At 65.7% G+C, this 23970-nt stretch carries 25 protein-coding genes; 11 read left to right on the top strand and 14 right to left on the bottom strand.

From position 1 onward, the window contains the following. Nucleotides 1–3: 3 nt before the first annotated feature. The gene (locus R2770_01575; protein ID MEZ5279135.1) at nucleotides 4–1017 is read right to left on the bottom strand and encodes a YihY/virulence factor BrkB family protein; all 1014 of its coding nucleotides are present in this window, start codon (nucleotides 1015–1017) and stop codon (nucleotides 4–6) included. An 83-nt stretch (nucleotides 1018–1100) separates the two neighbouring features. On the opposite strand from R2770_01575, the gene R2770_01570 reads away from it, so the two are divergent. Together R2770_01570 and R2770_01565 are read left to right on the top strand one after the other, a co-directional pair. Beyond that, a complete protein-coding gene (locus tag R2770_01570; protein MEZ5279134.1) occupies nucleotides 1101–1370 on the top strand; it encodes a hypothetical protein in 270 nt (89 codons plus the stop codon). Nucleotides 1371–1386: 16 nt separating this feature from the next. Continuing rightward, entirely contained in the window at nucleotides 1387–1836 is a 450-nt protein-coding gene (locus R2770_01565) for a hypothetical protein (GenBank protein ID MEZ5279133.1), read from the top strand. A gap of 14 nt (nucleotides 1837–1850) precedes the next feature. On the opposite strand, the gene R2770_01560 is transcribed toward R2770_01565, so the two are convergent. Both R2770_01560 and R2770_01555 read right to left on the bottom strand, forming a co-directional pair. Continuing rightward, nucleotides 1851–2828 (bottom strand): 3-hydroxyacyl-CoA dehydrogenase NAD-binding domain-containing protein, encoded by a 978-nt coding sequence (locus R2770_01560; GenBank protein MEZ5279132.1) that lies wholly within the window; start codon nucleotides 2826–2828, stop codon nucleotides 1851–1853. An 11-nt stretch (nucleotides 2829–2839) separates the two neighbouring features. Further along, nucleotides 2840–3733: a 3-keto-5-aminohexanoate cleavage protein gene (locus R2770_01555; GenBank protein MEZ5279131.1), complete on the bottom strand. Its 894-nt coding sequence runs from the start codon at nucleotides 3731–3733 to the stop codon at nucleotides 2840–2842. 98 nt (nucleotides 3734–3831) lie between these two features. Here R2770_01555 and R2770_01550 point away from each other — a divergent pair, with 98 nt between their 5' ends. From R2770_01550 to sigJ, 5 genes are read left to right on the top strand one after another with little or no spacing between them, the layout of a single operon-like run. After that, nucleotides 3832–4407, top strand: a complete 576-nt coding sequence (locus tag R2770_01550) for a TetR/AcrR family transcriptional regulator (GenBank protein MEZ5279130.1) — start codon at nucleotides 3832–3834, stop codon at nucleotides 4405–4407. Nucleotides 4408–4415: 8 nt separating this feature from the next. Continuing rightward, entirely contained in the window at nucleotides 4416–5129 is a 714-nt protein-coding gene (locus R2770_01545; protein MEZ5279129.1) for a crotonase/enoyl-CoA hydratase family protein, read from the top strand. Then, nucleotides 5129–5581, top strand: coding sequence for a nuclear transport factor 2 family protein (locus R2770_01540; protein MEZ5279128.1), 453 nt, complete (start codon nucleotides 5129–5131; stop codon nucleotides 5579–5581). The genes R2770_01545 and R2770_01540 overlap by 1 nt, the downstream gene beginning before the upstream one ends. Beyond that, nucleotides 5582–6946, top strand: coding sequence for an FAD-dependent oxidoreductase (locus R2770_01535; GenBank protein ID MEZ5279127.1), 1365 nt, complete (start codon nucleotides 5582–5584; stop codon nucleotides 6944–6946). It abuts the gene before it with no gap. Then, nucleotides 6943–7839, top strand: coding sequence for an RNA polymerase sigma factor SigJ (sigJ, locus tag R2770_01530; protein MEZ5279126.1), 897 nt, complete (start codon nucleotides 6943–6945; stop codon nucleotides 7837–7839). Before R2770_01535 ends, sigJ begins: the two co-directional genes overlap by 4 nt. Here the strand turns inward: sigJ and R2770_01525 are convergent. From R2770_01525 to R2770_01495, 7 genes are all read right to left on the bottom strand, one after another. Further along, a complete protein-coding gene (locus R2770_01525) occupies nucleotides 7821–8264 on the bottom strand; it encodes a hydrogenase maturation protease (GenBank protein ID MEZ5279125.1) in 444 nt (147 codons plus the stop codon). The genes sigJ and R2770_01525 overlap by 19 nt on opposite strands. Next, nucleotides 8257–9696 (bottom strand): Ni/Fe hydrogenase subunit alpha, encoded by a 1440-nt coding sequence (locus R2770_01520; protein MEZ5279124.1) that lies wholly within the window; start codon nucleotides 9694–9696, stop codon nucleotides 8257–8259. The genes R2770_01525 and R2770_01520 overlap by 8 nt, the downstream gene beginning before the upstream one ends. Before the next feature lie 26 nt (nucleotides 9697–9722). Further along, nucleotides 9723–10265 carry a hypothetical protein gene (locus R2770_01515; GenBank protein ID MEZ5279123.1) on the bottom strand — a complete coding sequence of 181 codons (543 nt, stop codon included), beginning with the start codon at nucleotides 10263–10265 and terminating at the stop codon, nucleotides 9723–9725. Next, nucleotides 10262–11005: a bidirectional hydrogenase complex protein HoxU gene (gene hoxU, locus R2770_01510; GenBank protein MEZ5279122.1), complete on the bottom strand. Its 744-nt coding sequence runs from the start codon at nucleotides 11003–11005 to the stop codon at nucleotides 10262–10264. Before hoxU ends, R2770_01515 begins: the two co-directional genes overlap by 4 nt. Further along, nucleotides 10998–12626: an NADH-quinone oxidoreductase subunit NuoF gene (gene nuoF, locus R2770_01505; GenBank protein ID MEZ5279121.1), complete on the bottom strand. Its 1629-nt coding sequence runs from the start codon at nucleotides 12624–12626 to the stop codon at nucleotides 10998–11000. Before nuoF ends, hoxU begins: the two co-directional genes overlap by 8 nt. After that, entirely contained in the window at nucleotides 12626–13138 is a 513-nt protein-coding gene (locus R2770_01500; protein ID MEZ5279120.1) for an NAD(P)H-dependent oxidoreductase subunit E, read from the bottom strand. The genes nuoF and R2770_01500 overlap by 1 nt, the downstream gene beginning before the upstream one ends. A 161-nt stretch (nucleotides 13139–13299) precedes the next feature. Beyond that, on the bottom strand, nucleotides 13300–13710 hold the full coding sequence (locus R2770_01495; GenBank protein MEZ5279119.1) for a nucleoside 2-deoxyribosyltransferase: 411 nt from the start codon (nucleotides 13708–13710) through the stop codon (nucleotides 13300–13302). Nucleotides 13711–13819: 109 nt separating this feature from the next. Between R2770_01495 and R2770_01490 the strand changes: the two genes are divergently transcribed. Continuing rightward, nucleotides 13820–14761, top strand: coding sequence for an LLM class F420-dependent oxidoreductase (locus R2770_01490; GenBank protein MEZ5279118.1), 942 nt, complete (start codon nucleotides 13820–13822; stop codon nucleotides 14759–14761). A gap of 35 nt (nucleotides 14762–14796) precedes the next feature. Here R2770_01490 and R2770_01485 read toward each other — a convergent pair whose 3' ends face one another. Beyond that, nucleotides 14797–16812, bottom strand: coding sequence for a S9 family peptidase (locus tag R2770_01485; protein MEZ5279117.1), 2016 nt, complete (start codon nucleotides 16810–16812; stop codon nucleotides 14797–14799). Between the two features lie 116 nt (nucleotides 16813–16928). Between R2770_01485 and R2770_01480 the strand changes: the two genes are divergently transcribed. The 3 genes from R2770_01480 to R2770_01470 all read left to right on the top strand — a co-directional run bounded on the left by R2770_01480 (nucleotide 16929) and on the right by R2770_01470 (nucleotide 18864). After that, nucleotides 16929–17081: a hypothetical protein gene (locus tag R2770_01480; protein MEZ5279116.1), complete on the top strand. Its 153-nt coding sequence runs from the start codon at nucleotides 16929–16931 to the stop codon at nucleotides 17079–17081. Between the two features lie 91 nt (nucleotides 17082–17172). Further along, nucleotides 17173–17793 carry a DM13 domain-containing protein gene (locus R2770_01475; GenBank protein ID MEZ5279115.1) on the top strand — a complete coding sequence of 207 codons (621 nt, stop codon included), beginning with the start codon at nucleotides 17173–17175 and terminating at the stop codon, nucleotides 17791–17793. Nucleotides 17794–17853: 60 nt separating this feature from the next. After that, nucleotides 17854–18864: a D-cysteine desulfhydrase gene (locus R2770_01470; GenBank protein ID MEZ5279114.1), complete on the top strand. Its 1011-nt coding sequence runs from the start codon at nucleotides 17854–17856 to the stop codon at nucleotides 18862–18864. Between the two features lie 7 nt (nucleotides 18865–18871). Here the strand turns inward: R2770_01470 and R2770_01465 are convergent, their stop codons facing one another. The 3 genes from R2770_01465 to R2770_01455 all read right to left on the bottom strand — a co-directional run bounded on the left by R2770_01465 (nucleotide 18872) and on the right by R2770_01455 (nucleotide 23856). Beyond that, the gene (locus tag R2770_01465; protein MEZ5279113.1) at nucleotides 18872–20560 is read right to left on the bottom strand and encodes an amidohydrolase family protein; all 1689 of its coding nucleotides are present in this window, start codon (nucleotides 20558–20560) and stop codon (nucleotides 18872–18874) included. Nucleotides 20561–20710: 150 nt separating this feature from the next. After that, nucleotides 20711–23395, bottom strand: a complete 2685-nt coding sequence (locus R2770_01460; GenBank protein ID MEZ5279112.1) for a sulfatase-like hydrolase/transferase — start codon at nucleotides 23393–23395, stop codon at nucleotides 20711–20713. Further along, nucleotides 23392–23856 (bottom strand): SRPBCC family protein, encoded by a 465-nt coding sequence (locus tag R2770_01455; GenBank protein MEZ5279111.1) that lies wholly within the window; start codon nucleotides 23854–23856, stop codon nucleotides 23392–23394. The genes R2770_01460 and R2770_01455 overlap by 4 nt, the downstream gene beginning before the upstream one ends. Nucleotides 23857–23970: the final 114 nt, after the last annotated feature.

Here is a 23970-nt window from a genome sequence, read left to right as displayed (position 1 = left end):
CACTCATTGACCGAAGTCGACATCGAGCTGCATCGACTCGTGAAGCTTCTCGCTCTGCAGGTGCAGCCTCATCGCCTCGCGGTCGGCCGTGGTCAGATCACGCCCGGTGAGGCTTCGTGGCCACCAACGCCGCCGCAACACGACGTTGACTTCGGCGCCGATCAGGGTCACCTGCGCTTGCAGGTAGATCCAGGCGAGCAGGGCGATCGCGCTGGCAACAGCGCCGTAGGTGGCCGACGCCGAGGCCAGAGTGCGCTCTGTGTAGATGCCGCCCACGGTGGTCAGCAGCCACCAGACCGAACCGGCCAGCGCGGCCCCGGGTGCTACCGATCGCCAGCTGAGGTCTGCCGACACCAACGATCGGTATGCCAGCGCATACAGGGCCGTGTTGATGCCGATCGACGCACACGCCAACCACACGGCCTGCAACCCGCCCAGGCCGTCGACCACCCGCCCCAGGTTGGCCACCATCACCGAGGCCAACACGCCCAGGCCCAGTATCAGCAGCATCCGCAGCGACTTGAGCCGGCGTTTGATCGGGTTTGGACGTTCGTGGCGCGCCACGTTGTAGATGCCGTTCAAAGCCACCTCGGCCGCGTTCACGGCGGCGAGCCCGGCCCACACTGCGCCGGCGAGACCCAGCACCAACGACACGAAGTTGCCACGGATCGCCTGGGTGTTCTGGCGGATCGTCGGGCCCATCGTCGGGAACTGCTGCAAGACGGTGCGCTCGAGGTCGGCGCGAAGATCGGGTCGGCTGTCGAACACAAAGCCGGCCACGGTCAGCAACACCACCATCAAGGGAAAGATCGAAAGCAGCCCGTAGTAAGCGATCAGTGTACCCAGCTGAACACCGCGGTCTTCGGCAAACCTCTTCAGCACGCCGACCACGAACGCCGTGGGCTTGCGCCGGCGCTGGATGCGATCGATCTCGTCCATCCCAGCGTTCCAACGCCGCTCGATCGACGACCACAGGCCGCTCGCAGCATCTTCGAGGCCGGCAGCGGGTTCGTTCATCGAATCGAGCCCTACCCGCTCGCGCCGATGACGAAACCGGACGCATGGACGTAACCACCGCCCACGGCCAACGTCTCGGTTGCATGACTACACCTGTTGCTTCCGATCAGCTTCGAATCAACGTCGAGATGGGCGACGACTACACCCCCACACCACGTGTGCGAACGGCCTTGAACGAGCTCGTTGCGGCATTGGCCGAGGCCGAGGCCGACGAGGTAGAGGGGTTCATGGGCAACTTCGAAATCCAGGATTTCAGGGCCATGACCTACGACTCGTCGTCGCCGAAACTCAACAGAGGCAACGTCCACGGCAAGGTCGAACTTCGCGACGTCGGCAGCATCTTCAAGTTCTGACCGGACAGTTACGTCGATGCCCCTCTTACCCGTTGCGTCGGTGGTCTACGGCCCCGACGACCTACTGGCGGCAGCTCGAGCGCTGATCGACTCGAGCTCTCGACGGATCATCGACGACCCCGAAGAAGCCGACGTTGCGTGTCCGCTTCTGGACGACGGGGTGTGCTCGATCAGGCCCGACCGCCCTCTGGCCTGTCGCGAGTATCTGGTGACCTCAGACCCGAAACACTGTGCGCCACCAGGCGAATCGGCCGACCAGGTCGTGAGGATCAGGTCGGCCACAGATGTCGTCGGTGGATTCGCCGAGGTCGCGGCCTCGTTCAACGAAACCAAGCACTACATCTTGGCGTTCGCCCTGGCCGACGCCGCCGCCAACGGAGCGCCCGAACGACCCGAGCCACAGGCACGGTCGGGACCGCGCACCGCAGCGCTGCTCACCGCCCGCACCATCGCGGGCAGCGACTGACGGCGAAGCGGCTGCTACTGCGAGGACAGACGCCTTCTCTGCTCGGCCAGCGTTGCCCCTGCGGCCCAATCGTTGGCTTCGAGCGAGCGCAGGATCGCGGCCAGGTTCCGGTCACGGAGTCGTTCGAGTTCGCGTATCGAATGCTGGCCCGACTGTTCGTCGGACTGATCGGCAATCAGTTGCACCAGGTCTTCGGTCAGCTCGGGCACGTCGGTGAGCTTGGTCCACGGCCAGCTGAGACACGGTCCGAACTGCCGCATGAAGTGGGCCATCCCACCTTCGCCGCCGGCCACCCGATAGGTCTCGAACAAGCCCATCTGAGCCCACCGAAGACCGAACCCATAGCGGATCGCGTCGTCGATCTCTGCGGTGGTGGCCACACCGTCTTTCACCAGCCACAGGGCCTCGCGCCACACCGCCTCGAGCAGCCGGTCGGCGATGAACGCGTCGATCTCGACCCTCACGTGCAGCGGGTGCATGGAAACCGAGCGATAGGTCGCCATCGCTGCTGCGATGGCCTCGGTCGACGTCGCTTCGCCGCCCACGACCTCGACCAGCGGCAGCAGGTACACCGGATTGAAAGGGTGACCGACCACGAGCCGCTCGGGGTGGCGGATCGCAGTCTGCAACTGCGACGGCCGGATGCCCGAGGTCGAGGATGCGATGACGGTCTCGGCCGGGCATGCTTCCGCGATGGCCGCGAGGATGCCGGTCTTGAGGGCCACGTCCTCGGGTGCCGATTCCTGTACGTGCATCGCACCATCGACGGCATCGGCAATCGAATCGACGATTGTCACGCGCCCCTCGTCCCCCGCTGGCAGGTCCAGGTCGGCCCAGGCAGCTCGGGCGTTCGACATGACCTCGTCGACCACTCGGGACGTCGAAGTCGATGGATCGCTGATGCGCACGTCGAACCCGTGCATCGCAAACCGGGCGGCCCATGCGGCGCCGATCACGCCCGCACCGACGATGGCAATGTGAGATTCGCTCACCGGGACCCTCCTCAGCCGACCTTGGTGAGGCCCAGGCGGCTGCGGACCTGCTCGGGTCCCAGCACCTCGAAGTTCATGGCCTCGAGGATGGTCACCGCCCGCTCGACCAGTTGGCCGTTGGTCGCGAGCACACCCCGCGACAGGTACAGATTGTCTTCGAGCCCCACCCGAACGTTGGCCCCCACCAGGGCCGCGGCCGCCACGTACTCCAGCTGACGGCGACCTATCGAGAAGGCCGAATAGTGCCAGTGTGATGGCACGTTGTTGACCATCGCCATCAGGGTGTTCATGTCGTCGGGTGCGCCCCACGGAACCCCCATGCACAGCTGGGCCAGCACGGTCTTGCCCTCATAAAGGCCTCGCTGATCCTGGTCCTTGGCATACCAAAGGTGTCCGGTGTCGAAGCACTCGAGCTCGGGGGTCACCGGCAGGTCAGCGAACTGGCGGGCGATCTCGTCGAGCTGCCCTGTGGTGTTGGTCATGACATAGTCGCCCTCGCCGAAGTTCATGGTTCCCATGTCGATGGTGGCGATCTCGGGCAGGCACTCGCGTATGTGGGCCATCCTCTCGGTGGCCCCGGCCAGGTCGGTGCCGGCCTCATCCAAAGGCAGGGGATTCTCGACCCCGCCCAGCGTCAGGTCGGCGCCCGTGCCCCCAGTGAGATTCAGCACCACGTCGGTGCTGGACGACCGGATGCGATCTGTCAGTTCCTTGTAGAGGTCGAGATCGCGACTCTGCTTGCCGGTGTCGAGATCGCGAACGTGGCAGTGAACCACCGCCGCACCGGCCTTTGCCGCTTCGATCGCGGCGTCAGCGATCTGTTCGGGAGACACGGGCACGTGCGGTGACTTTCCGACGGTGTCGCCTCCACCCGTGACGGCGCAGGTTATGAACACGCTGGGCATGACTCTCCGATCGACGACATCGGCGCACACATTGCCACGCGCGTGCCTGGCAGCCCACTCTTGCAGTGACTAGAGTCCTTCTCTAGAGTATCGCTCTAATGACGACCCGAGATCGCATCCTGGCCGAGGCCGAACGGCAACTGCTCGACGTCGGGTACGCCGCGTTCTCGATGAACTCGGTTCGCAAAGCGTTGGGTCTGTCGTCGGGCAGCATGTTTCATGCCTTCGCCTCCAAGGCCGCGCTGGCAGCCGAGGTCTATGTCGGCGCAATGGCCGACTACCAGAACGTGGCGTCGCGAGTTGCGCTGGGCCCCGGCGACCCCAAACACACGGTGGAACAGTTCGTGGCCAGCCACCTGTTGTGGGTCGAGTCGAACCGCCAGCGGGCCCACTTCCTGTTCATGACCCAGCCAGACGAACTGTTGGAGTTGGCGGCGGGTCAGCTGAGCGCGGCAAACGACCAGTTCTTCGCCGCCATCGGCGAGCTGACTGCACGGGCCGCCGAACACGGCCTCTGTGCAGGCCTGCCTGTCGACGTCAGCCACCCGCTGATCATCGGCCCCGCCCAGGAGTACTGCCGGCGGTGGACTCGTGGCCTGGTCGCTCAACGGCCGACCCAGCTGACGACCGTGTTTCAACGCTCTGCCCTGGCCGCCCTGCGTTCGACCCTCTAGGAGAAACGATGACCGACCTGCTCACCTACCAGCTGTCCGATGGAGTGGCCACGATCGTCATGGACGACGGCAAGGCCAACGTGATGTCGGCGGAGATGATCTCCCAACTCGACGCGGCCTTCGCCAGGGCCAGAAGCGACCGTGCTGTGGTGGTGCTCACGGGCAGGGGCAACATCTTTTCGGCCGGGTACGACCTGGCGGTCTTCGATCAACCCCAAGCCGTCGTTGCCGAGACGATGCGAGCCGGCGGCGACCTGATCCAGCGGATACTCGGCCACCCGCACCCAACGGTGGCTGCCTGCAACGGCCACGCCATTGCCCAAGGGGCGTTCACACTGTTGGCCTGCGACCATCGGATAGGCGCCGACGGGCCGTTCAAGGTAGGTCTCAACGAGGTGGCCATCGGGCTGACGATCCCGCACTACGGCATCGAGCTGGCACGCCACCAGTTGGCCTCGACCTGGTTCGACCACGCAACGGTCACCGCAAAGCTCTACTCACCCGCCGAGGCCGAACGCGCCGGGTTCTTCCACGAGCTGGTGGCCCCGGGCGACGTTCTGGCACGGGCCACCGAGGCTGCCCGTGCCCTTGGCACGCTGGACCCGACCGCACACGAGGGCACCAAGCAACGATCGAGGCGAGCGGTTCTGAGCGCCATGGCAACGTTGCACTCGGCCGAGTTCGCCGCAAGCTCGTCGGCTACGGGCGAGAGGGGACAGTGATGTACAAGACCGCGGTGCGCGCCCTGGTGCGCCACTCGATCAAACGCCTCAACAGCGGCGATCCAAAGCTGCTGATCGCGATGGCCAGCGACGACGTCGAGATCGTGTTTCCGGGCGACAACTCCTGGGCGACGATGTTCCGGCCCGTGGTGAAGGGCCGCCAGGCTCACGCGACACACAGGGGGATCGACGAGTGCACAGCGTTTGCCGATCGTTTCGTGCGCGAGGGCAACCAATTCGTCATCGAAGACATCCTGGTCAACGGGCCGCCGTGGAACCTGCGGGTGGCTCTTCGGCTTCACGACTTCTCACCTGGACCAGACGGACAGGACCGCTACAACAACCGGGCTGCTGCTTTCCTCGACATCAAGTGGGGCCGGTTGCGCCGATGGGAAGACTACGAAGACACCGAACGTGTCGCCGCCTGGGACAAGGCGCAGGGCCTCAGCTAGCTGACGTCACGTTTTGCGGCGCTGTCTCGTCAAGACGGCATGGACGCAACAACAAACCCCCACCACAACCCCACCGACATCGTCGTCATAGGAGCCGGAATCGCCGGACTGGTGGCGGCGGGCCATGCGGCGCGGCTGGGACACAAGGTGACGCTGGTCGAGCGAGGCGAACCGGGCGGGCGGGGCCGGTCGCCCCGAAACGCAAAAGGATACTGCCACGGACATGGACCCCACGCGCTGTACACGGGCCAGCACTTGCACCGGGCGCTCTCGCATCTGGGCGTCGAGGTGACGGGTGCCCCTCCCCCACTGAAGGGGGCCATGGGCCTGGTCGATCAGCGCTTGGGGCTGCTGCCAGGCGGCGCAGTTTCGTTGATGCGTTCCGATCTGGTGCCCGGCCGGGCCAAGCCACAGCTGGCCAAACTGCTGGCATCGTTGCAGCGAGTAGACCCGACAGACCACGCCCACCAGAGCGTCGACCAGTGGCTCGACGAGCTGGCGTTGAAGCCTGAGGTACGGCGCCTGATCGAGGCCCTGGTGCGCCTGACCACCTACTGCGCCGACCACGACATCGGCAGCGCCGACGCCGCCATCGCGCAGGTCAAGCTGGGGCTTTCATCTGGTGTGCTGTACCTCGACGGCGGGTGGCAGCAGATCGTCGACGGGCTGGTTGGTGCATGCCGCGAGCTGGGCGTGCGGTTCGTAGAGCGGTGCGCAGCGACGCACGTCGACGGCACCTCGGTGACCCTGGACAACTCGCGAACACTCCAGGCTTCGGCGGTTGTGGTGGCGGGTCTGTCGCCCGAGGCGGTTGCGGGGTTGGTCGTTGGCTCGCCCGATCTGCGTCCCGATGCCGGACCACCGGTTGCGGCCGCGACCCTCGACGTCGGCATCGTGGGCGAGGCCGCTGTGGGCTTCATCCTCGGCATCGACGAACCCCTCTATTGCTCGCGCCACGACCCGCCAGCATCGCTCGCCCCGCCAGGGCACAGCCTTTACGGGCTGATGCGCTACCTGCGCCATGGTGAATCGCACGATCACACCGCGACCCGATCGCGGCTGGAGGCCTTGGCCCGCACTGCGGGCATCGACGCCGCCCAGATAGCCGAGATCCACTACTCGCACCGCTTGACCGTTGCCCACGGCCAGCCGCTTGCTGCCCGTGGTGGCATGGCCGGACGTCCTGCGGTTGACGCACTCGAGATGTCGGGCGTGTACCTGGCGGGTGACTGGGTCGGCAGCGAAGGGTTGCTGGCAGACGCCGCAGCAGCCTCGGCCGTCGAAGCCGCCCACCTGGCCGCGGCCCATTGCGCAACCGGTGTTGGCCCCGGCGACCGCGGCGCATGTGATAGGGCAAGAACATGATCAGCGCCGGCGAGTTCGAGGCCCACCGCCCACGCCTCACCGGCATCGCCTATCGGATGTTGGGCGACGTGGCCTCGGCGGAAGACGTGGTGCAGGAGGCATTCCTGCGATGGTCGGCCAAGCCAGAAGGCGAGGCGCGCGAGCCGGCTGCCTACTTGACCACCGTGGTGACTCGCCTTGCGATCGACCGGCTTCGATCGGCCCAGGCCCGGCGGGAAACCTACGTGGGCCCGTGGCTGGCGGAGCCGGTCTTGTACGACTCGGTCGAACCCCAGCCCGGTCCCGACGACATGGTCGCGTTGGCAGAATCGGTGACCCTGGGGTTTCTGCGCATCCTCGACCTTCTGACACCCCTCGAGCGGGCCACATTCCTGCTGCACGACGTGTTCGATTGCGGGTTCGACGAGATCGCCGGCATGCTCGACAAAACCGACTCTGCGTGCCGAAAGACGGCGTCTCGGGCCCGAGCCAAGATCGCTGCACATCGTGACGATCCGAAACGGCGCGCCAACAGCCACGAAGAGCAGGTCTTGGTGGCGGCCTTCGGCGCGGCGCTCGCCAGCGCCGATTTCGACCGGATCCAGGCCCTGCTGACCTCAGATGTCGTCGCGACGTCCGATGGTGGAGGTGTCAGGTACGCCGCGGTGCGCCCGGTCGTGGGTCGCTACCGAACTGCCAGATTCCTGGCGGGCATAGCCAAGAAGGCTCCGCCCGACACGGTCTTCGAGGTCGCCACCGTCAACGGCGAACCGGCCTTCATCGTGTTCATAGAAGGCGAACTCGATGTGGTTCTGGTGATGGGAACCACCAGCGAGGGCATCAGCCATCTTCACGCCGTGCGCAATCCCGACAAGCTCGCAGCGCTGGCTTCTGGCTATCGGCTTCCCGGCTGACGCAGCGCTGCGATCATCTCGACCACCTCGTCGACGCCCGCCTCGGTTCCATCCGACAGCTCGAACCCGAATCCGAGGTCTGTTGCGGGGATGGTGACCCACAAAGATCGCCGGGGCCGATGGCCGAGTTGTTCGGCCAACGCCAACAGACCGGCAGGGTCGGCGTGATGGGCGACGACAGCGGACCCACCTTGTGAGGCGCACACGCTCTGTACCGCCACCTTGTCGGTGGCCACGGATGCGTCGACGAACACCACCGTGTCACGGCCGCCGACAACGGGCGCCAGCTCGGGGGTCAGTTGGGTGACCGACACGATCTCGACGTGCGGCAGCTCGCGCTCGGCCAGCCTGGCGGCGACCTCCCTGCCCGCCCGATCGTCGCGGCGCAGATCGTTGCCATAGCCGACGACCAGCAGTTCAGCCACGCTCGACGTGGCCGATCAGGCGACCTTGGGCGTCCAACAAGTCGACGGCCAACGGCATCTGGCCTACCGCATGGGTAGAGCAGCTGAGACATGGATCGAAGGCCCTGATGCCCGCCTCGATGCGGTTCAACACCCCTTCGGCGATATCGGGGCCGTCGATCCACTCGCGGGCTATCTGCAAAACCGTGGCGTTCATCGCCAGGTTGTTCTGCCCGGTGGCGATGATCATGTTCACGTCGGTCAACAAACCATGATCGTCGACCGAGTACTCGTGGAACAGGGTTCCCCGCGGAGCCTCCGAAACGCCGACGCTGTGGCTGCGGTTTATGCCGGCCGTCGACCTGACCCTGGTGTCGAGGAGATCTGCATCGTTCAACAGAACCTCCATCCATTCGGTGGCGGCGACGATCTCGATCAGCCTTGCGTAGTGGTAGTAGAACGACGAGTTGGCTACACCACCGGCTCTGGACCTGTATTCGGCTAGGGCAGCGTCGGCTGCGGGCACGCCCATCGACCGGCACACATTGAGTCGCGCCAAGGGTCCCACCCGGTAGATGCCTGCGCCGGGATCGTCCGATGGCTCCACCCGTGGCTTGAAATAGGGTGCCTTCAGATACGAATCGTGGCGTCCGGCTTCGCCGATGATCGACCGGTACTGCTCGGGTTCGACCCGATCGGCGACGACGGATCCGTCGGCGTCGACGACCCTCAAGAACCCGTCATAGTGCTCCCACACTCCGCTTTCGTTCGCCAAGGCCAGGTGAAGGCTGGGGAACGAGCCGAACGAATCGGCCTCGCGGCCGAACCGGTCGAGCAGGCCCACGAACAGGGCCAGGGCGTCTTCGGCCGTCTGACGGGCTTCGCCCAGGCCGGCCCGAAGCGCATCACGGGTCTCGGCTGTCATCGGTGACGCTATGCCGCCTGGCACGATTCCCGGCGAGTGGACCTTGCGGCCCGCGATGGCCTCTATGACCGACTGGCCGAAGCTCCTCAGCCGGATACCGCTGCGGGCCAGGTCGGGCTGCTGGGCCATCAGGCCGAAGACGTTTCGCTCTGCGGGGTTCGAGTCCATCCCCAGAAGCAGGTCGGGGGCACTCAGGTGGAAGAAGCTCAGGGCGTGCGACTGGATGATCTGGCCCAGGTTCGCCACCCGGCGCAATCTCACGGCTGCGTCGGGCGGCACCGCCCCCATGATCGCGTCGCCCGCCTTGGCCGAGGCCAGCAGATGACTGACCGGGCAGATACCGCAGGTGCGGGCGGTGAGGCTGGGCATCTCCCACACCGGTCGACCCCGGCAGAACTCCTCGAAACCCCGAAACTCGGTGACGTGGAATCGAGCATCGTCGACGCGGCCATCGTCTCCCAGCGAGATCGTGATCTTGGCGTGCCCCTCGATACGGGTAACCGGGTCGATGATGATCTTTTCGGCCACTTGTAGCTCCTCAACCATCGACCGGCTCAGCCCGGACGGATGTCTTCTGGGTTCCTATGTCCCGCTTCGCCCCCGACCAGGGTCTCGATTGCCCGACGTATCTCGGCCGAAGACGGCGGACACCCCGGAATGTAGAAGTCGACGCCGATCACCTTGTGGAGTGGCAGGACCTTGGGCAGCAGGGGCGGAACGATGCCCGCCGCCTCGGGAACAACACCGTCGCGGTCGACAGCGTCTATGTACACCCGTTGGATGATGGCGGCCGGATCGCCCAACGGATTGCGCATCGCAGTCACATTGCCCGACACGGCACAATCGCCAAACGATGCGACGACCCTCGAGTTGCTGCGCACACGCTGTGCCAACTCGAGGTTGTCGGTGTTTGCCACCGCTCCCTCGACCAAAGTGATGTCGACGTCTGGAGGAAAGTCCTTGAAGTCGGCGATGGGCGAATAGACGACATCGACCAACTCGGCCAGCTCGAACAGCCACTCGTCCATGTCGAGGAACGACATGTGGCAACCCGAACAGCCGCCCAGCCACACCGATGCAAAGCGCGGTTTGTTCATGAGTAGTCCTTCGGATCGAGCCACTCGCCGCGGGTGCGGGCCGCGGCCAGCCGATGTATCACCTCTGGGGTGTGCCTCATCTCACCCACCGCCCTGCCGTGGAAGAACAAGGCGCCGGTCGGGCACGCGGCGACACACTTGCCACACCACGTGCACGACGTCGACTCACCCCACGGCTTTGCCAGCTCGGTGACCAGCTCGGCGTTGCGCCCACGCATGGCGACATCCCACACATGGGCACCTTCGATTTCGTCGCACACCCTCACACAACGGGTGCACAGGATGCACCTGTTCGGGTCGAACACGTACTTGGGGTGGCTCGCGTCGATCTTGCGCTGCGGCGCCTGCTGGTCGTAGCGAACATGGTCCATTCCAACCGCGACCGCCATGTCCTGCAGCTCGCAGTTGCCGTTGGACACGCACACAGCACACACGTGGTTGCCCTCGGCGAACAACAACTCGATGACGTCGCGCCGATAGGCCGCGACCTTTGGGGTATCGACCAGGATCTCCATGTCCTGGGAGACCGGTGTGGCGCAGGCCGGTCGAAGGCGATGGTCTTCTGCGATCTCGACCACACAGACACGGCAACCGCCCCAAATCGACAGGCCCTCCAGGAAGCACAGCGACGGTATTTCGACGCCGACGCGACGAGCGGTCTGCAGCACTGTCTCGTCGGCGAATGCCTCGTACTCGACCCCGTCGAAGGAAACGTCAACGGTTGGTCTGCGTTCACGCACCGCCGTCACCTCCCCCGACCAGGGTTTCGTATTCGTCCCTGAAGTAGTGAAGGGTGCTGAGCACCGGGTTGGGTGCGGCCTGTCCGAGGCCGCAAAGGGATGTGTCCCTGACCATCTGGCACAGGTGTTCCAGGTCTGCGAGATCGCTGTGCGTTCCTAGCCCTGAGACGATCCGATCGAGCAGCCCGTGCATCTGCACGGTTCCGGCGCGACACGGAGTGCACTTGCCGCAGCTCTCGTCCATCGAGAACTCCATGAAGTACTTGGCCACCCCGGGCATGCCGACGTCTTCGTCCATGACGATCAGACCACCCGATCCCATGATCGATCCCAGCTTTCGCAAGCTGTCGTAGTCGACAGGCGTATCGAGGAACTCAGATGGGATGCACCCGCCAGACGGCCCGCCGGTCTGGGCGGCCTTGAACTGTCGACCGCCTGGAACACCCCCGCCGATGTCTTCGACCACGTGGCGCAACGTCACGCCCATCGGAACCTCGATGAGACCCGTGTTCACGAGGTCTCCGGCTAGGGCGAACACCTTGGTCCCCGCGCTGGTGGGCGTGCCGATCGACGAGAACCAGTCCGCTCCTCGGCTGATGATGGTCGAGATGTTCGCCAACGTCTCGACGTTGTTGATCATCGTCGGCGAGCCCCACAGGCCTCGTTCTGTCGGATACGGCGGGCGCAGCTTCGGCACTCCGCGTCGTCCCTCGATCGAGGCCAGCAGCGCAGTCTCCTCGCCGCACACGAACGCCCCGGCGCCGATGCGTATCTCGATTTCGAGGTCGAAGTCGGTGTCGAGGATGCGGCGCCCCAGCAGCCTGTTGCGCCTGGCCACCCGAATGGCTCGGTCCAGCCGCTCGACCGCCCGCGGATACTCGGCCCTGACATAGATGTAGGCCCTGCTCGCGCCGGTGGCGAACGCCGCGATCGCGATTCCTTCGATCAGCCGGTGCGGGTCGTCCTCCATGACCGTGCGGTCCATGTATGCGCCGGGGTCACCCTCGTCGCCGTTGGCCACCACGTATTTCTGATCTGCTTCGGCTGCTGCCAGCAGAGCCCACTTGTTCCCCGTTGGGTAGCCGGCTCCGCCTCTCCCCCGCAGGCCCGATCGTTGAACCGTCTCGACGATCTGCTGGGGCGTCATGGTGGTCAGCGCGGTCTCGAGCGCCGTGTAGCCGCCCACCGCAACGTAAGACTCGATGCGGTCGGGCTCGATGACTCCGCTGTTGGCCAAAACGATGCGCTCTTGACTCGCAAAGAACGCCATGTCGGGGTCGAGCACGTGATCTGCGAGCGGTCGCTTTCCGACCACATGCGACTCGACGATGTCGACGCCCACCTCGGGGGTGACGTCGCCATAGAGCGTCTCGTCTCCGCCGCGACGTATCACGCGCACCAGCGGCCCGCGGCTGCAAAGCCCCATGCAGCCGGTTCTGGTGACCTGAACATCGCCGCCAAGGCCTCGCTCTGCGACGCCGCCCTCGATGGCCCCGGCGGTGGCCGCGGCACCGGCCGACAGGCAGGCCGTGCTGTTGCACGCCTTGATACGCCACGGATAGCGGCTCTGCGCCTCGAGCTCGCGTTCGGCTACTTCGTGCAGGTCGATCGGGGCGGCCATCAGGTCTCGCCTTCCAGCGCGGCGGTCAGCAGCTCGACCGTCTCGTCCGGCCCCAGGTGTGCGTTGACCACACCGTCCAGCACCACCACTGGGGCCAATCCGCACGAGCCGAGGCACCTGGCCGTTCTGAGCGTCAGCGAACCATCTGGTGAGGTGTTGCCCGCCGTGACTTCGAACCGTGCCTCGACAGCGGTGACGATGTCCGTTGCACCCTTGACGAAACAGGCGGTGCCCGTGCACACGGTGCACGAGTGGTCGCCTGGCGCCTCGAAGTCGAACAGCTGGTAGAAGGTCGCGACGCCATACACCATGCTGGGCGGCAACATCAGGGCGCGGGCCACGTACATCAGTACGTCTTCGGACAGGTACCCGAACACATCTTGGGCGATGTGGAGCGTCTCGATGAGCTGGTCCTGGCCGTAGTGCACCCGCTTCAGGTGCTTGTCGATCAGGGCGAACCGGTCGTCCCCAGAAGGGTGCGATCGGACGGCGAGATCGGCTTCGGCGGTCATGGCGAGATCTTCGTCCGCATGACCAAAAGCCTGGTTGAGCCTCTGTCTCTGCGCCTAGGGGACAAAGGCCCAGCGGGCGGGCATGACTTCGTGGCCGGGGCCGATGGCCCTGGGTATGCGGGCCTCGACGAGTCGGCCGTCGGCTGCCTGGAATGGAACGACTAGCGCTGCAGGAACGAGTCCAGCGCCGACTCGAGCTCGGCCAGCGAGTGCACCAGAACATCGAGCGAGCTCTCGATCATCAGGTTCACCACCTCGTGGTCGAACCGGCTTCGCCAGTCGGTGTGCAGGCCGATCAGGTACTTGCCCTTGGCGAACGCGTAGCCCAGTTCCCACGCCGTTCCGTCGTCGGTGATGACCCCGTTGAGGTTCGCCACGACGACATCGCATCGATCGATGCCTGCCTTGTCGTTGGCGAAGATCTCCCGAACGTTGTCCGGTGACTTCGGCGGATTGTCGCGGTGGGGCAGGAACGTCTGGAAACCCCGCGCTGCAACGGTGCGCTCGACGGTTTCGATCCACCACCGTTCGCCCTCGTCGAACAGTGGTCCTGCGAGGTAGGCGTTGGGCACGGCGGCAAGCTATTCGCGCGCTCGCCGAAGGGTCAAGCCTCGGGGTCGTCGACCGCTCCGAGTCGCTGTAGGGTCCGAAACCGGCCCGAACCGAGCAGGAGACGCTCCATTGTTTTCGCTAGACCAACTCCGCATCTTCACCGAGCCCCAGCAGGGCGCGACCTACGACGACCTGCTCGCGGTAGCCCTGCGGGCAGAACAGCTGGGCTTTGGTGCGTTCTTCCGCAGCGACCACTATCTGGCGATGGGCGCAGCCTTCGAGGCGGGCGGTCTGCCCGGACCAACCGATGCCTGGACCACCCTGGCCGGTTTGGCCCGCGACACGTCGACGATTCGCCTGGGCACCCTGGTCACCTCGGCGACATTTCGCCTCCCCGGGCCCCTCGCCATATCGGTCGCCGGCGTCGACCAGATGTCGAACGGACGTATCGAGCTGGGTCTGGGCGCAGGTTGGTACGAGGCCGAACACGTCGCCTATGGCATTGCCTTCCCGACCTTGGGCAAGCGCTTCGATCGGCTCGAGGAGCAACTGGCCGTGATCACGGGCATGTGGTCGGCACCGGTGGGTGAAGACTTCGCTTACGAAGGCGCGCACTATCGCGTCGCCAACTCGCCCGCGCTGCCCAAGCCGGTCCAGCGCGGGGGCATTCCGATCATCGTCGGAGGTGGCGGTGCCAAGCGCACACCAGCGCTGGCGGCCAGGTTCGCCGACGAATACAACACCCCGTTTCTCACCGCCGAACGCTTCTCAGAACAACGCGCTCGGGTCGAGGCGGCATGCGCGGCGATAGATCGCGATCCGGCTTCCCTGACCTATTCGGCCACCCTCGCCGTGTGCGTGGGCGAGACCGAAGCAGAGTTCCAGCGGCGGGCCCAGGCCATGGGCCGCGAACCAGACGAGCTGCGAGCCAACGCCGTCGCAGGCACCATCGAACAGGCGGGCCAAACCCTGGCGGCGATGGCGAATGCCGGCGCCCAGCGCATGTACCTGCAGGTGCTCGACCTGGCCGACCTCGACCACTTGGACACGATCGCCGCGCTGGCCGCCTAGCCCTGGCCCGCGGCCTCGAACAGCAGTCGAGTGCGCTACGCCTGGTTCAGGTGCGAGGTCCCGAAGTCGGCCCCGCCCAGGTGGGCGGCAAAAAACTCGTGGACGATCTCGAAGCGCTCGACCCTGTGCTTTGGGCTGCCGCTGCGGCTCAACTCGTGGTTCTCGCCAGGGAACCGCACCAGGATCGCATTGCCCGCGTTGCGCCAGATGGCCGCATACAGCCGCTCGGCCTGCTCGATCGGGCAACGCCAATCCTCTTCGGAGTGCAGGATCAGGGTGGGAGCCTTGATCTGGTGAGCCCAATTGAGGGGCGATTGGCGACGGATCGCCTCGACGTCGTCCTCGATGGTGGCATCGAGCATTCGCCTGATGAAGTCTTGACCGATGTCGCTCGTGCCTGCCATCGATTCGAAGTCGGTCACAGCCCGCTCGACCAGCCCGGCACGATAGCGGCCTTCTGTGTCGTGACCCAGAGCCCAACAGGTCATGAACCCGCCGTAGCTGCCCCCACCGATGCCGATCCGCTCGACGTCGACATCCGGCTGGTCGGCGAGGAACCGGGTGATCGCCTGGACGTCTTGCCAGTCGCGGTTGCCGAAGTTTCCGACTATGTCGCGCGCCCACGATTCGCCGTAGCCGTCCGAGCCGCGCGGGTTGCCTCCGATGACGACATATCCGGCGGCCGCCGCCAACTGGAACTCGTCGAAGAAGTAGTGGCCGTACTGGAACATCGGGCCGCCATGGACGTAGACCAGGCCCGGCCGCTGCGATCCTGTGCTCGGAGCAGATGCCGGTGGGCGGGTGACGAAGGCTTCCACGATGGTGCCGTCGAGCGAGGTCACGGCCACGGACTCGGTTGCGGCGATGTCGACTTCGGCCAGCACGTCGTCGTTCAAAGCGACCAGCTTGGTTGCGTGGCCAGCCGCCACCTTCCACAGCTCGGCAGGCCGCTGCGTGGTCGTAATGGCTGCGAACAGCTCGCCGGTGTTGGGGGCAACATCGAACGCGACCACTGTGGAGTCGTCTTCGTACAGCACCGTTCGTGCGCCGTCGATGTCGTAGCGGTCTATGGCAACGCGCCCGCGCCGAGGGCCGGTTACCAGCACGGCGCCGTCGACGCAGCGAATCTGCGACCGTCCTGCATCCATGGAGACGTCGTCGAAGGCGACCTGAACGGGCACACCCGTGTGGGTCGGGTCGACCTCGAACAGACGGTCGAAGCCGATTTCGTCGACCCGGTCGAACCCCAGCGTCAGAAGGCGACCGTCGCCGTGCCACACAGGCTGTGTCCAGTAGCCCGGTCGGGCTGTGAGAACGGTCGGTTCGGGCGACCCCGCCGCATCAGAACCCGGGGCAGGAAGGTCGTAACGAATCAGGTGGTTGGTGCCGTTGACCATGTCGTCGGGGCCCAGCGCTGCCGTGGCGACGACCGCCGTGGCGTCGGGGCTGACGGCGAACGCACCATGGTTCAACCCGGCCGCACCTACTGCCACCGGGTCGGGCGCTGGGGATGACAGGTCGACCATCCACAACTGTTGGGGCCGGTCGTGGTTGTAGCCCACCGCGTTGAAGCGGTAGGAGGGCGACGTGATGATCTTTGGTCGACGCCGCAGTTCCTCGGCTCCCACCCCAACCTGGCCACTCGGCCGTTGTGGTGCCGCCGTCACAACACGATGTGCGTCAACCCAGCAAGGATCCCCGGGCCCACCATCCTCGAAGCTGGCCACTTCGTGTACATCGCCAACCGGCCAGTCGAGAATCATGAGTTTCCCCGGTTTGCCCGGCTCCGAGCGCAAGAAGGCGAGGCGCGAACCATCCGGCGAGAAGCGAGGCCTGGTATCCGACGGGCCCTCGGTGAGACGACGATGATCGGACCCGTCGACATCAACTCGATACAGCTGCGACCGGTTCGAGTCGGATTGCTCGTCGGGCCACGTGACCACGAACACCACCTGGCGCCCATCTGGATGAACCGCAACATCGGACACCGACCGCAGCCGGTAAAGATCGGACGGTCGTATGGGGCGTTTGGGGATGCTGCCGTTAACCACCGCCCCACCGTAGCTTCGGCTCCCGCTTGCCAAGCGCGGTGCTGATGTTTGGCCCGTTGCGGACAGGGGTAGTCAATCCAAAGCGCCGGACGGTCCGGCGCAGAGGAGGAAAATCAATGAGCACCACCGGATGGATCGTTTTGGCCATATTGGTTGCGCTGCTGTTCGGGCTGTCTTTCGTGGTCAAGGCGCTGCTGTGGGTCGCGATCATCGCGGCTGCAGTCTGGGTTGCCGCCTTCATGCTCAACGGCGCCCGTCGTGCGGCCTGACCGCGATGCGGGCGGCGGCAGGCCAAGACGTTAAGGATTTGTTCTCCAACGCCTTGGAATGCCCGCTGTCTCACGGTCGGTTTGACGACCCATGAGCATTCTTCGAAACAAGCTCGCCCTCGCTGCGGTCGGTGTTGTAGCGGCAGCGGCCATCGGGTGGTTGGCGTTCGGGTACTTCGGAATACAGGCCGCGTTCATCGACAACGAGGTCGATGAGGCCGGCCCGGTATTCGACGCAACACCCGCACAGCAGGACGCGGTGGCAGCCACAGATGAATTCCAGGAAGCGATGGCAGCTGCCGAAGCGTCGCCGACGTCGGTTGCCGAAGCAATGCCAGACATGCCAGCCGAGCCTGCCGACGCGCAGCCCACAGAAACGACGGCACCGGCCGAACCCCAGATAGTGACCATCGCCAGCGGCGCATTCTCGGGTTCGTCGCGTTATGACATCGTCGGCGACGCCCTGGTGCTGAACAACGGAACCGAGCAGCGGTTCCTGCGGTTCGAGAACTTCGAGGCCAGCAACGGCCCCGACCTGAAGGTGTATCTACGAGCCGCCAATGGTGATTTCGTCAGCCTCGGAGCGCTGAAGGGAAACATCGGCAGCCAGAACTACGAGATACCCGTCGAGGTCGACCTGTCGGTCTTTTCGACCGTGCAGGTGTGGTGCGAGCGCTTCGGGGTCGAGTTCGGGTTTGCAGACCTGGTGTGATGTCTGCCCGAGAGGCACCGCTCGCGTAGAGTGACGCAGCTTCACCTCGAGGAGACCCCGATGGACCTCTCGGCCTTCCCCCGCCTGCGGTTCGCTCACCTGCCCACACCCCTCGAGCCGATGCATCGGCTGAGCGAGCTGCTGGGCGGGCCGCGGTTGTGGATCAAGCGCGACGACTGCACGGGCCTGGCCGGCGGTGGCAACAAGACCCGCAAGCTCGAGTTCTTGATGGCCGAAGCCCTTGCCCAGGGTGCCGACACGATCATCACCCAGGGCGCAACCCAGTCGAACCACTGCCGTCAGACAGCGGCCATCGCCGCCAGGCAGGGCCTCGACTGCCACCTGCTGCTCGAAGACCGCACGGCGATGACCGACACCGAATACACGTCGAACGGCAACGTTATGCTCAACGAGCTCTTCGGGGCGCACATCACCCGCTTCCCCGGCGGCACCGATATGGACAGCCAGATGCGCGAGCTGGCCGATCGCCTCACATCCGACGGACGGATCCCGTATGTGATTCCCGGCGGTGGCTCGAACCCGGTGGGGGCGCTGGGTTATGTCGACTGTGCGCTGGAGCTGACCGCCCAAGCCGACGCAGCTGGCGTGGACATCTCGCATCTGGTGCATGCCACCGGCAGCACCGGAACCCAGGCCGGTCTCGTCGCCGCGTTGGCCGGCATACAAAGCCAGGTTCGGGTTCTGGGTATTGGTGTTCGGGCTCCTCGCGAGACCCAAGAGCAGAAGGTCTTCGATCTGGCGGTCCGGACCGCTGACCTCCTCGGCATCGCCGGGGCCGTCGATCGCGACCGGGTCGAGGCCAACTGCGACTACATAGGCGCCGGCTACGGGTTTCCGGCCGCCTCGACGATCGAAGCGATCGAGCTGTTCGCCCGCACCGAGGGGATCTTGCTGGACCCTGTGTACACCGGTAAGGGGGCCGCGGGTCTGATCGACCTGGTGCGCCAGGGCTGGTTCGACAGTCACGGCGACGTCGTGTTCCTGCACACGGGCGGGGCTCAGGGCCTGGCCGGCTATCGCGGGGCGTTCGACCGGCCCACGCCGGCCTGACCGGCCGCTAGCTGCGCGCGAACTCGCGAAGCACCCTGCCCGGGCGGGCGCCAGTGTTTGTGCCCTGTTGGGTCACCACCTTGCCGTTGACGATGGTGGCGGCATAACCGCGACTGCCGATCTTCAGCCGGCCGGCACCACCCGGGAAGTCGTTCACGTAAACGGGGTGCTCGGGCGCCAGAGCCTGCAGATCGAACACGTTGAGGTCGGCGAAGCTGCCCTCGGTCACCGTGCCCCGATCGACGAGGCCCAGTACGCCAGCCGGCTGGGACGTGATGCGCCTGACCGCGTCGGGCAGAGTGGTCAGGTTGCGCTGGCGCTGCCAGTAGGCCAGGTAGTGGGTGCTCATGTCGGCGTCGCATATCTGACCCGCATGGGCTCCGGTGTCGGCCAGGCCCGGATAGACGTGATCAAACGCCAGAACCTGGGCCAGCCCATCGACGTTGCGGTTGAAGAACCAGGTGTTGAACAGCTCACGACCCTCGCTGGCGATCAGGCGGTCGATCACGAACTCGACGGGATGCACACCCAGTTCGGCGGCATGTTGTGCGATGGAGCGACCGTTGGTTTCGCTGTAGTCGGGCGACTCGCCGGTGCCCCGGGGGTAGATGTGGTTGGGGTCGTACCACATGCCCTTCTCGAGCCCCTCCTGCACCAGACCGGCACGAGTGGCGGGGTCGCGCAGTGCAGCGACGCGCTGGTCGAGGGTCGGAAGGTCCATGACGGCCTTCCAGCGCTTTCCCTTCACGGGAGACACCTGCGCGAGGCCACACAGCGTGCCGCTGGGGCGGGTCTGGCTGGCCATGGTGACCCGCCCGCGGCTGGCGTTGACCTCGTCGAGGAACCGACCGAACCGATCGACCCCGCTGCTGGAGCCGGTTGCGTTGCCAGCCCCGCCCGACAACAAGACGTTGCCACATGCAGCCGCCATCTCACTTAGCAGTGTGATCTCGTGATCGAACTTGGTGCCGAAGTCGTTGACCGCCTGGAACAGACCCCCGCCGGCGGCGTTCATGCCCTCGGCGATGGCCAGGTACTCGTCGATTGGCGCCAATGTGCCTGGCACGTAGCGACCGTCGGGCACGACGTGCAACAAGATGCGCGAGGTCGAGAACCCGACGGCCCCACCAGCAACCGATTCCTCGACCGTCGCTCGCATCAGGTCGAGCTCGTCGGGCGTTGGCACCTCGTCAGACAACGCCCGCTCGCCCATCACGTGATAGCGCACCGCGCAGTGTCCGACCATGCCGACCACGTTCAAGGCCGGGCGCATGCGCTCGACCGCGTCGAGGTATTCGGGGTATGTACTCCAGTCCCAGGGCAGCCCGTCGAGAATTGCGTCGCGAGGGACGTCCTCGACGCTCTCCATCATCTCTGCGAGGAACTCGCGGTTCTGGGGAGCCACCGGAGCAAACGTCACGCCACAGTTGCCCATCAGCACGGTCGTGACGCCGTGCCACGACGACGACGTCATCAACGGATCCCAGCCGACCTGCGCGTCGAGGTGAGTGTGCAGATCGATGAACCCGGGCGACACGACCAGACGGGTCGCGTCTATCTCGACGCTGGCCACCTCGCCGGCCAGATCACCGATGCGGCTGATCCGTTCGCCATCTATGGCCACATCGGCCACGTAGGGCTGTGCACCCGTGCCGTCGACGATGGTGCCATTGCGAATGATGAGGTCGTGGGCCATCAGGCAACACTATTCAGTCGCCGCACGGGCAACCCATTCGAAGCCCCGAGCCGACCTCCCTTTCCCGAATCTGGGGTCGTTTCTGTGCCACATGCGGGCCCAATCGCACCCCAGATCGCCAGGGCCGCCGGTTTGGGGCCGCGACCACCCTCAGGGCTGATCGTCAACCAGCTGCTGCATCATCAGGCGAGCGACCATTGGTGCAGCGTTCTGGTTCTGGCCGGTGACGATGTTTCCGTCGACGACCCAATGATTTGCCAACACATCGCGCCGGGCTGTCGACGACTCGAACCGGGCACCGACTGCGCGCAGCTCGGTCTCGGGGTGCTGTGGCGTGGACGAGATGCCCAGCTCTCGCACCTGCTTGTCGGTGACCGATGTGATGCGACGGCCTGCGACCAGGGGTGTGCCTTCGGGGTTGGTGGCACGAACCAAGCCAAGCGGGCCGTGGCACACGCCGCCCAGAACTGCTCCGGCCCGATTGGCAGCCGAGATCTGTTGACCGAGCACCTCGGACGTTCCCAGGTCGAAGGCCGCTCCCCAACCGCCGGCCAGATAGACGATGTCGTAATCGTCCATGTTCAGGTCGCCAATCGCGGCCGACTCGTTCAGCTGTGAGCGCAGCGTTGGGTCGCCCAGCAGCCGGTCGTCGGCTTCGGCGCGAATCGCGGGCTTCAACGACTGCGGGTCGACAGGAATCACGCCGCCCAACGGGCTGGCTACTTCGACGGTCATGCCCGCGTCGACGAACGCGTAGTACGGCACCGTGAGCTCACTGGCGAACACTCCGGTTGGTCGGCCCACGTCGAGCTGGCCGTGGTTGGTGGCGATGACCAGCGCCCGCCGACCAGACAGGTCGAACTGGGCAGGCTCTGAATCGTCGGGATGCAGCCCTGCGCGCTGAAGCGCCTTACGAACCACCTTTGCCGGTGCGGGCGGTCGGCTCGAAGGACCGCTTCGGCGGGCCTGCAAACGCTGCTGAACCCGCTGGCGCACCCTGTCGCGGATCTGCTGCTTGACGATGTTGGCAGGTGGCAGAACGGGCACCTTGGCGACGTTGGTCAGCTTGCTGACGACGTAGGGCCATGGGTTGTTGCGCTCGGGCACCGAACGGGCCCGCTCGGCCTTCAGGCGGTCGAGCATCAGCTCCATCACTGCCGCAACCCCAGGATCGTCGGCGCGGTTCACCATCTCGACCGGATCGGCGGTGAGGTCGTAGAGCTCCCACTGGTCTGGCAGCACGTTGGTGCGCCACGTAGGTCCGCCCATGCCGTCGCTGGCCAGCTGCCTGACACCCGGTTCGGTCCAAGCCGAAGGGTCGTCGAAGGTGCGCACCAGCTTCCACAGGTGGCCCACGCCTTCACCCTCGTCGACCCGGCACACAATGCCCTCGAAGTTGGTCGCCACGTGTGCGGGCACATTGATGCGCAGCATTCCCGGAGCGTCGGCCTCGCGACCGTTTGCACGCGCTACTCCGCTGGCGCCGGTGTCGCCCTCTGGCATGTTGTCGCGGGTCATCACGTATACGACACGGGTGGGGTCGGCCTGAGCCCCGTCGACCACGGGCATCAGGTTGACACCCGGCAGGCGGTGCACCTCGGAGAACTCGGTACGCAGCGCTTCACCCACGGCGACTTCGTCGATGGATGCTGCGGCCAGAAGGGTCGGCACCAAGTCGACGTGCGAGGTCGGGGTCTCGACTCGACGGGCCGCGGTGGCGCCCCGGCCGACACGAGCGATGGCGAACGGGACTCGTGTCGACTCGTCGTAGAGCTGGAACCACTTCTGGTGCAGCCCGCCGTGCGAGCCCAACAGTTCGCCATGGTCGGCGGTGCGCACCAGCACTGCGTCGCCGGTGGTGCCGTCGGTAACCGCTCGCCTGACCCGGTCGAGGGGGCCGTCGACGGCCGCGTGCAGTTGGTAGTAGAGGTCGCGATAGCGCTGGTGGTTCTTCTGGTAAACCGGCTCGATGGCGGCCGCCGGGCCGTAACACGATGGGTAGGCGGCTCGATAGGCGACGTGGGCTGCCGGTTTCGTGCGCAGGTCTTCGAACGCCGACGGAGCCATGGGCACGGAGGGCACGCGAATGCCGTCGAGCGCGGACGGCATGCCGCGCCGCATCCACATCGGGAACAGCACTATGTCGTGGGGGTTCACGAAGCTGGCCACCAGCAAGAACGGTCGTTGCGCAGCGGGGTCGCCGGCCCGACGCCTGGCATAGCGGTCTTCCAGCCATGCGACCACGCGGTCGGCGATCAGGGGGTCGCGGACCAGGCCACTGTTGGCGAACAGCCCGCCGTGGGGCTCGGGGCCCACCCAGCCCGAGAACCCGAAGTCGGCGAGCGGGTCAGCGTCGAGATATCGCTGAACGTTGTCGGACAGCACCTCGCCCTCGGCCGTGTTGGTCGCCAACGGCTGATTGTGCTGGTGATCTGGGCCGCTGTTGTCGTACAGGTCGGCGTGACTTATGTGCCACTTGCCGTCATAGTGCGTGTCGTAGCCCGCGGCGCGAAACCAGTTTCCGAGGGTGGGCACCTCGTGAGGCCGCATCCACCGCATGCGCGAGTCGTCGGCCATCTTCCCGAGCCCATCGGTCTGGGTGACGCCGTGCAGGTCGGGGTATTGGCCGGTGAAGAGAGTCGGGCGGCTCGGCACACACGCGAGCGATCCGGTGTAGTGACGGACGAACGACACCGCGTTGTCGTCGAACCAGGCGGCACCCGCCAGCGATCGACGCCACTGGGTGAGCTCGTCGTTCTCATAGGGCGGCGCCGCCCGCTCCTCGTCGGTCATGATGATGATGACGTCGGGGCGGTTGTCGTCTCGGTCGCTCATGATCGATCCTCGCGCTGTTGTTCGCCGGCGACGGCCTCGGCCAGGCCGGCCAGCATGAACTGTGAGGCCATCGCCATTCGTTCCAGCACCTTCTTGGCCACCACGGCCCGGGCCGGGTTGCGCCCGGTATCGATCTCGGTTGCCAACACCACGTCTGTCACCCCGGGCCCGGGCGACAGTGTCCATGTGTTGCGGGCCTTGCCCACGATGGGCGGCAGACCCTCGATGTCGTAGGCCAAACGGCTGGGCGGATCCCACACCACCACGCGTTCGACGAGGGTCTGGCGGGCGATCTGTACGCGGCGCACCGCCCCGACCCCGTCGGGCTGGTCGGACAGCAGGCACGAATGCTGGATCATCGGAACCCATGCCGAGATCTGCCCAAATGCCGCAAGCACCGCCCAGGCATCGGCGGGCTGGCCTGGGACGGTCTTGGTTTGCTCGATGCGGGCGACACTCATGACGGCCAGCCGGCGGGGTCCTCGTCGAGGCAGTAGTTCACGTCGAGCTCCTGATGTGGTGTCGGGCTGGCACGATGATTCGCTTCTCTTGTGAGAGTGCGACTATCAATATAT

It is taken from the genome of Acidimicrobiales bacterium (assembly GCA_041394185.1).
GTDB lineage: Bacteria > Actinomycetota > Acidimicrobiia > Acidimicrobiales > Poriferisodalaceae > JAAETH01.
Note: the sequence above shows the minus strand (reverse complement) of the source record. Positions and strands in the feature narration are given on the sequence as shown.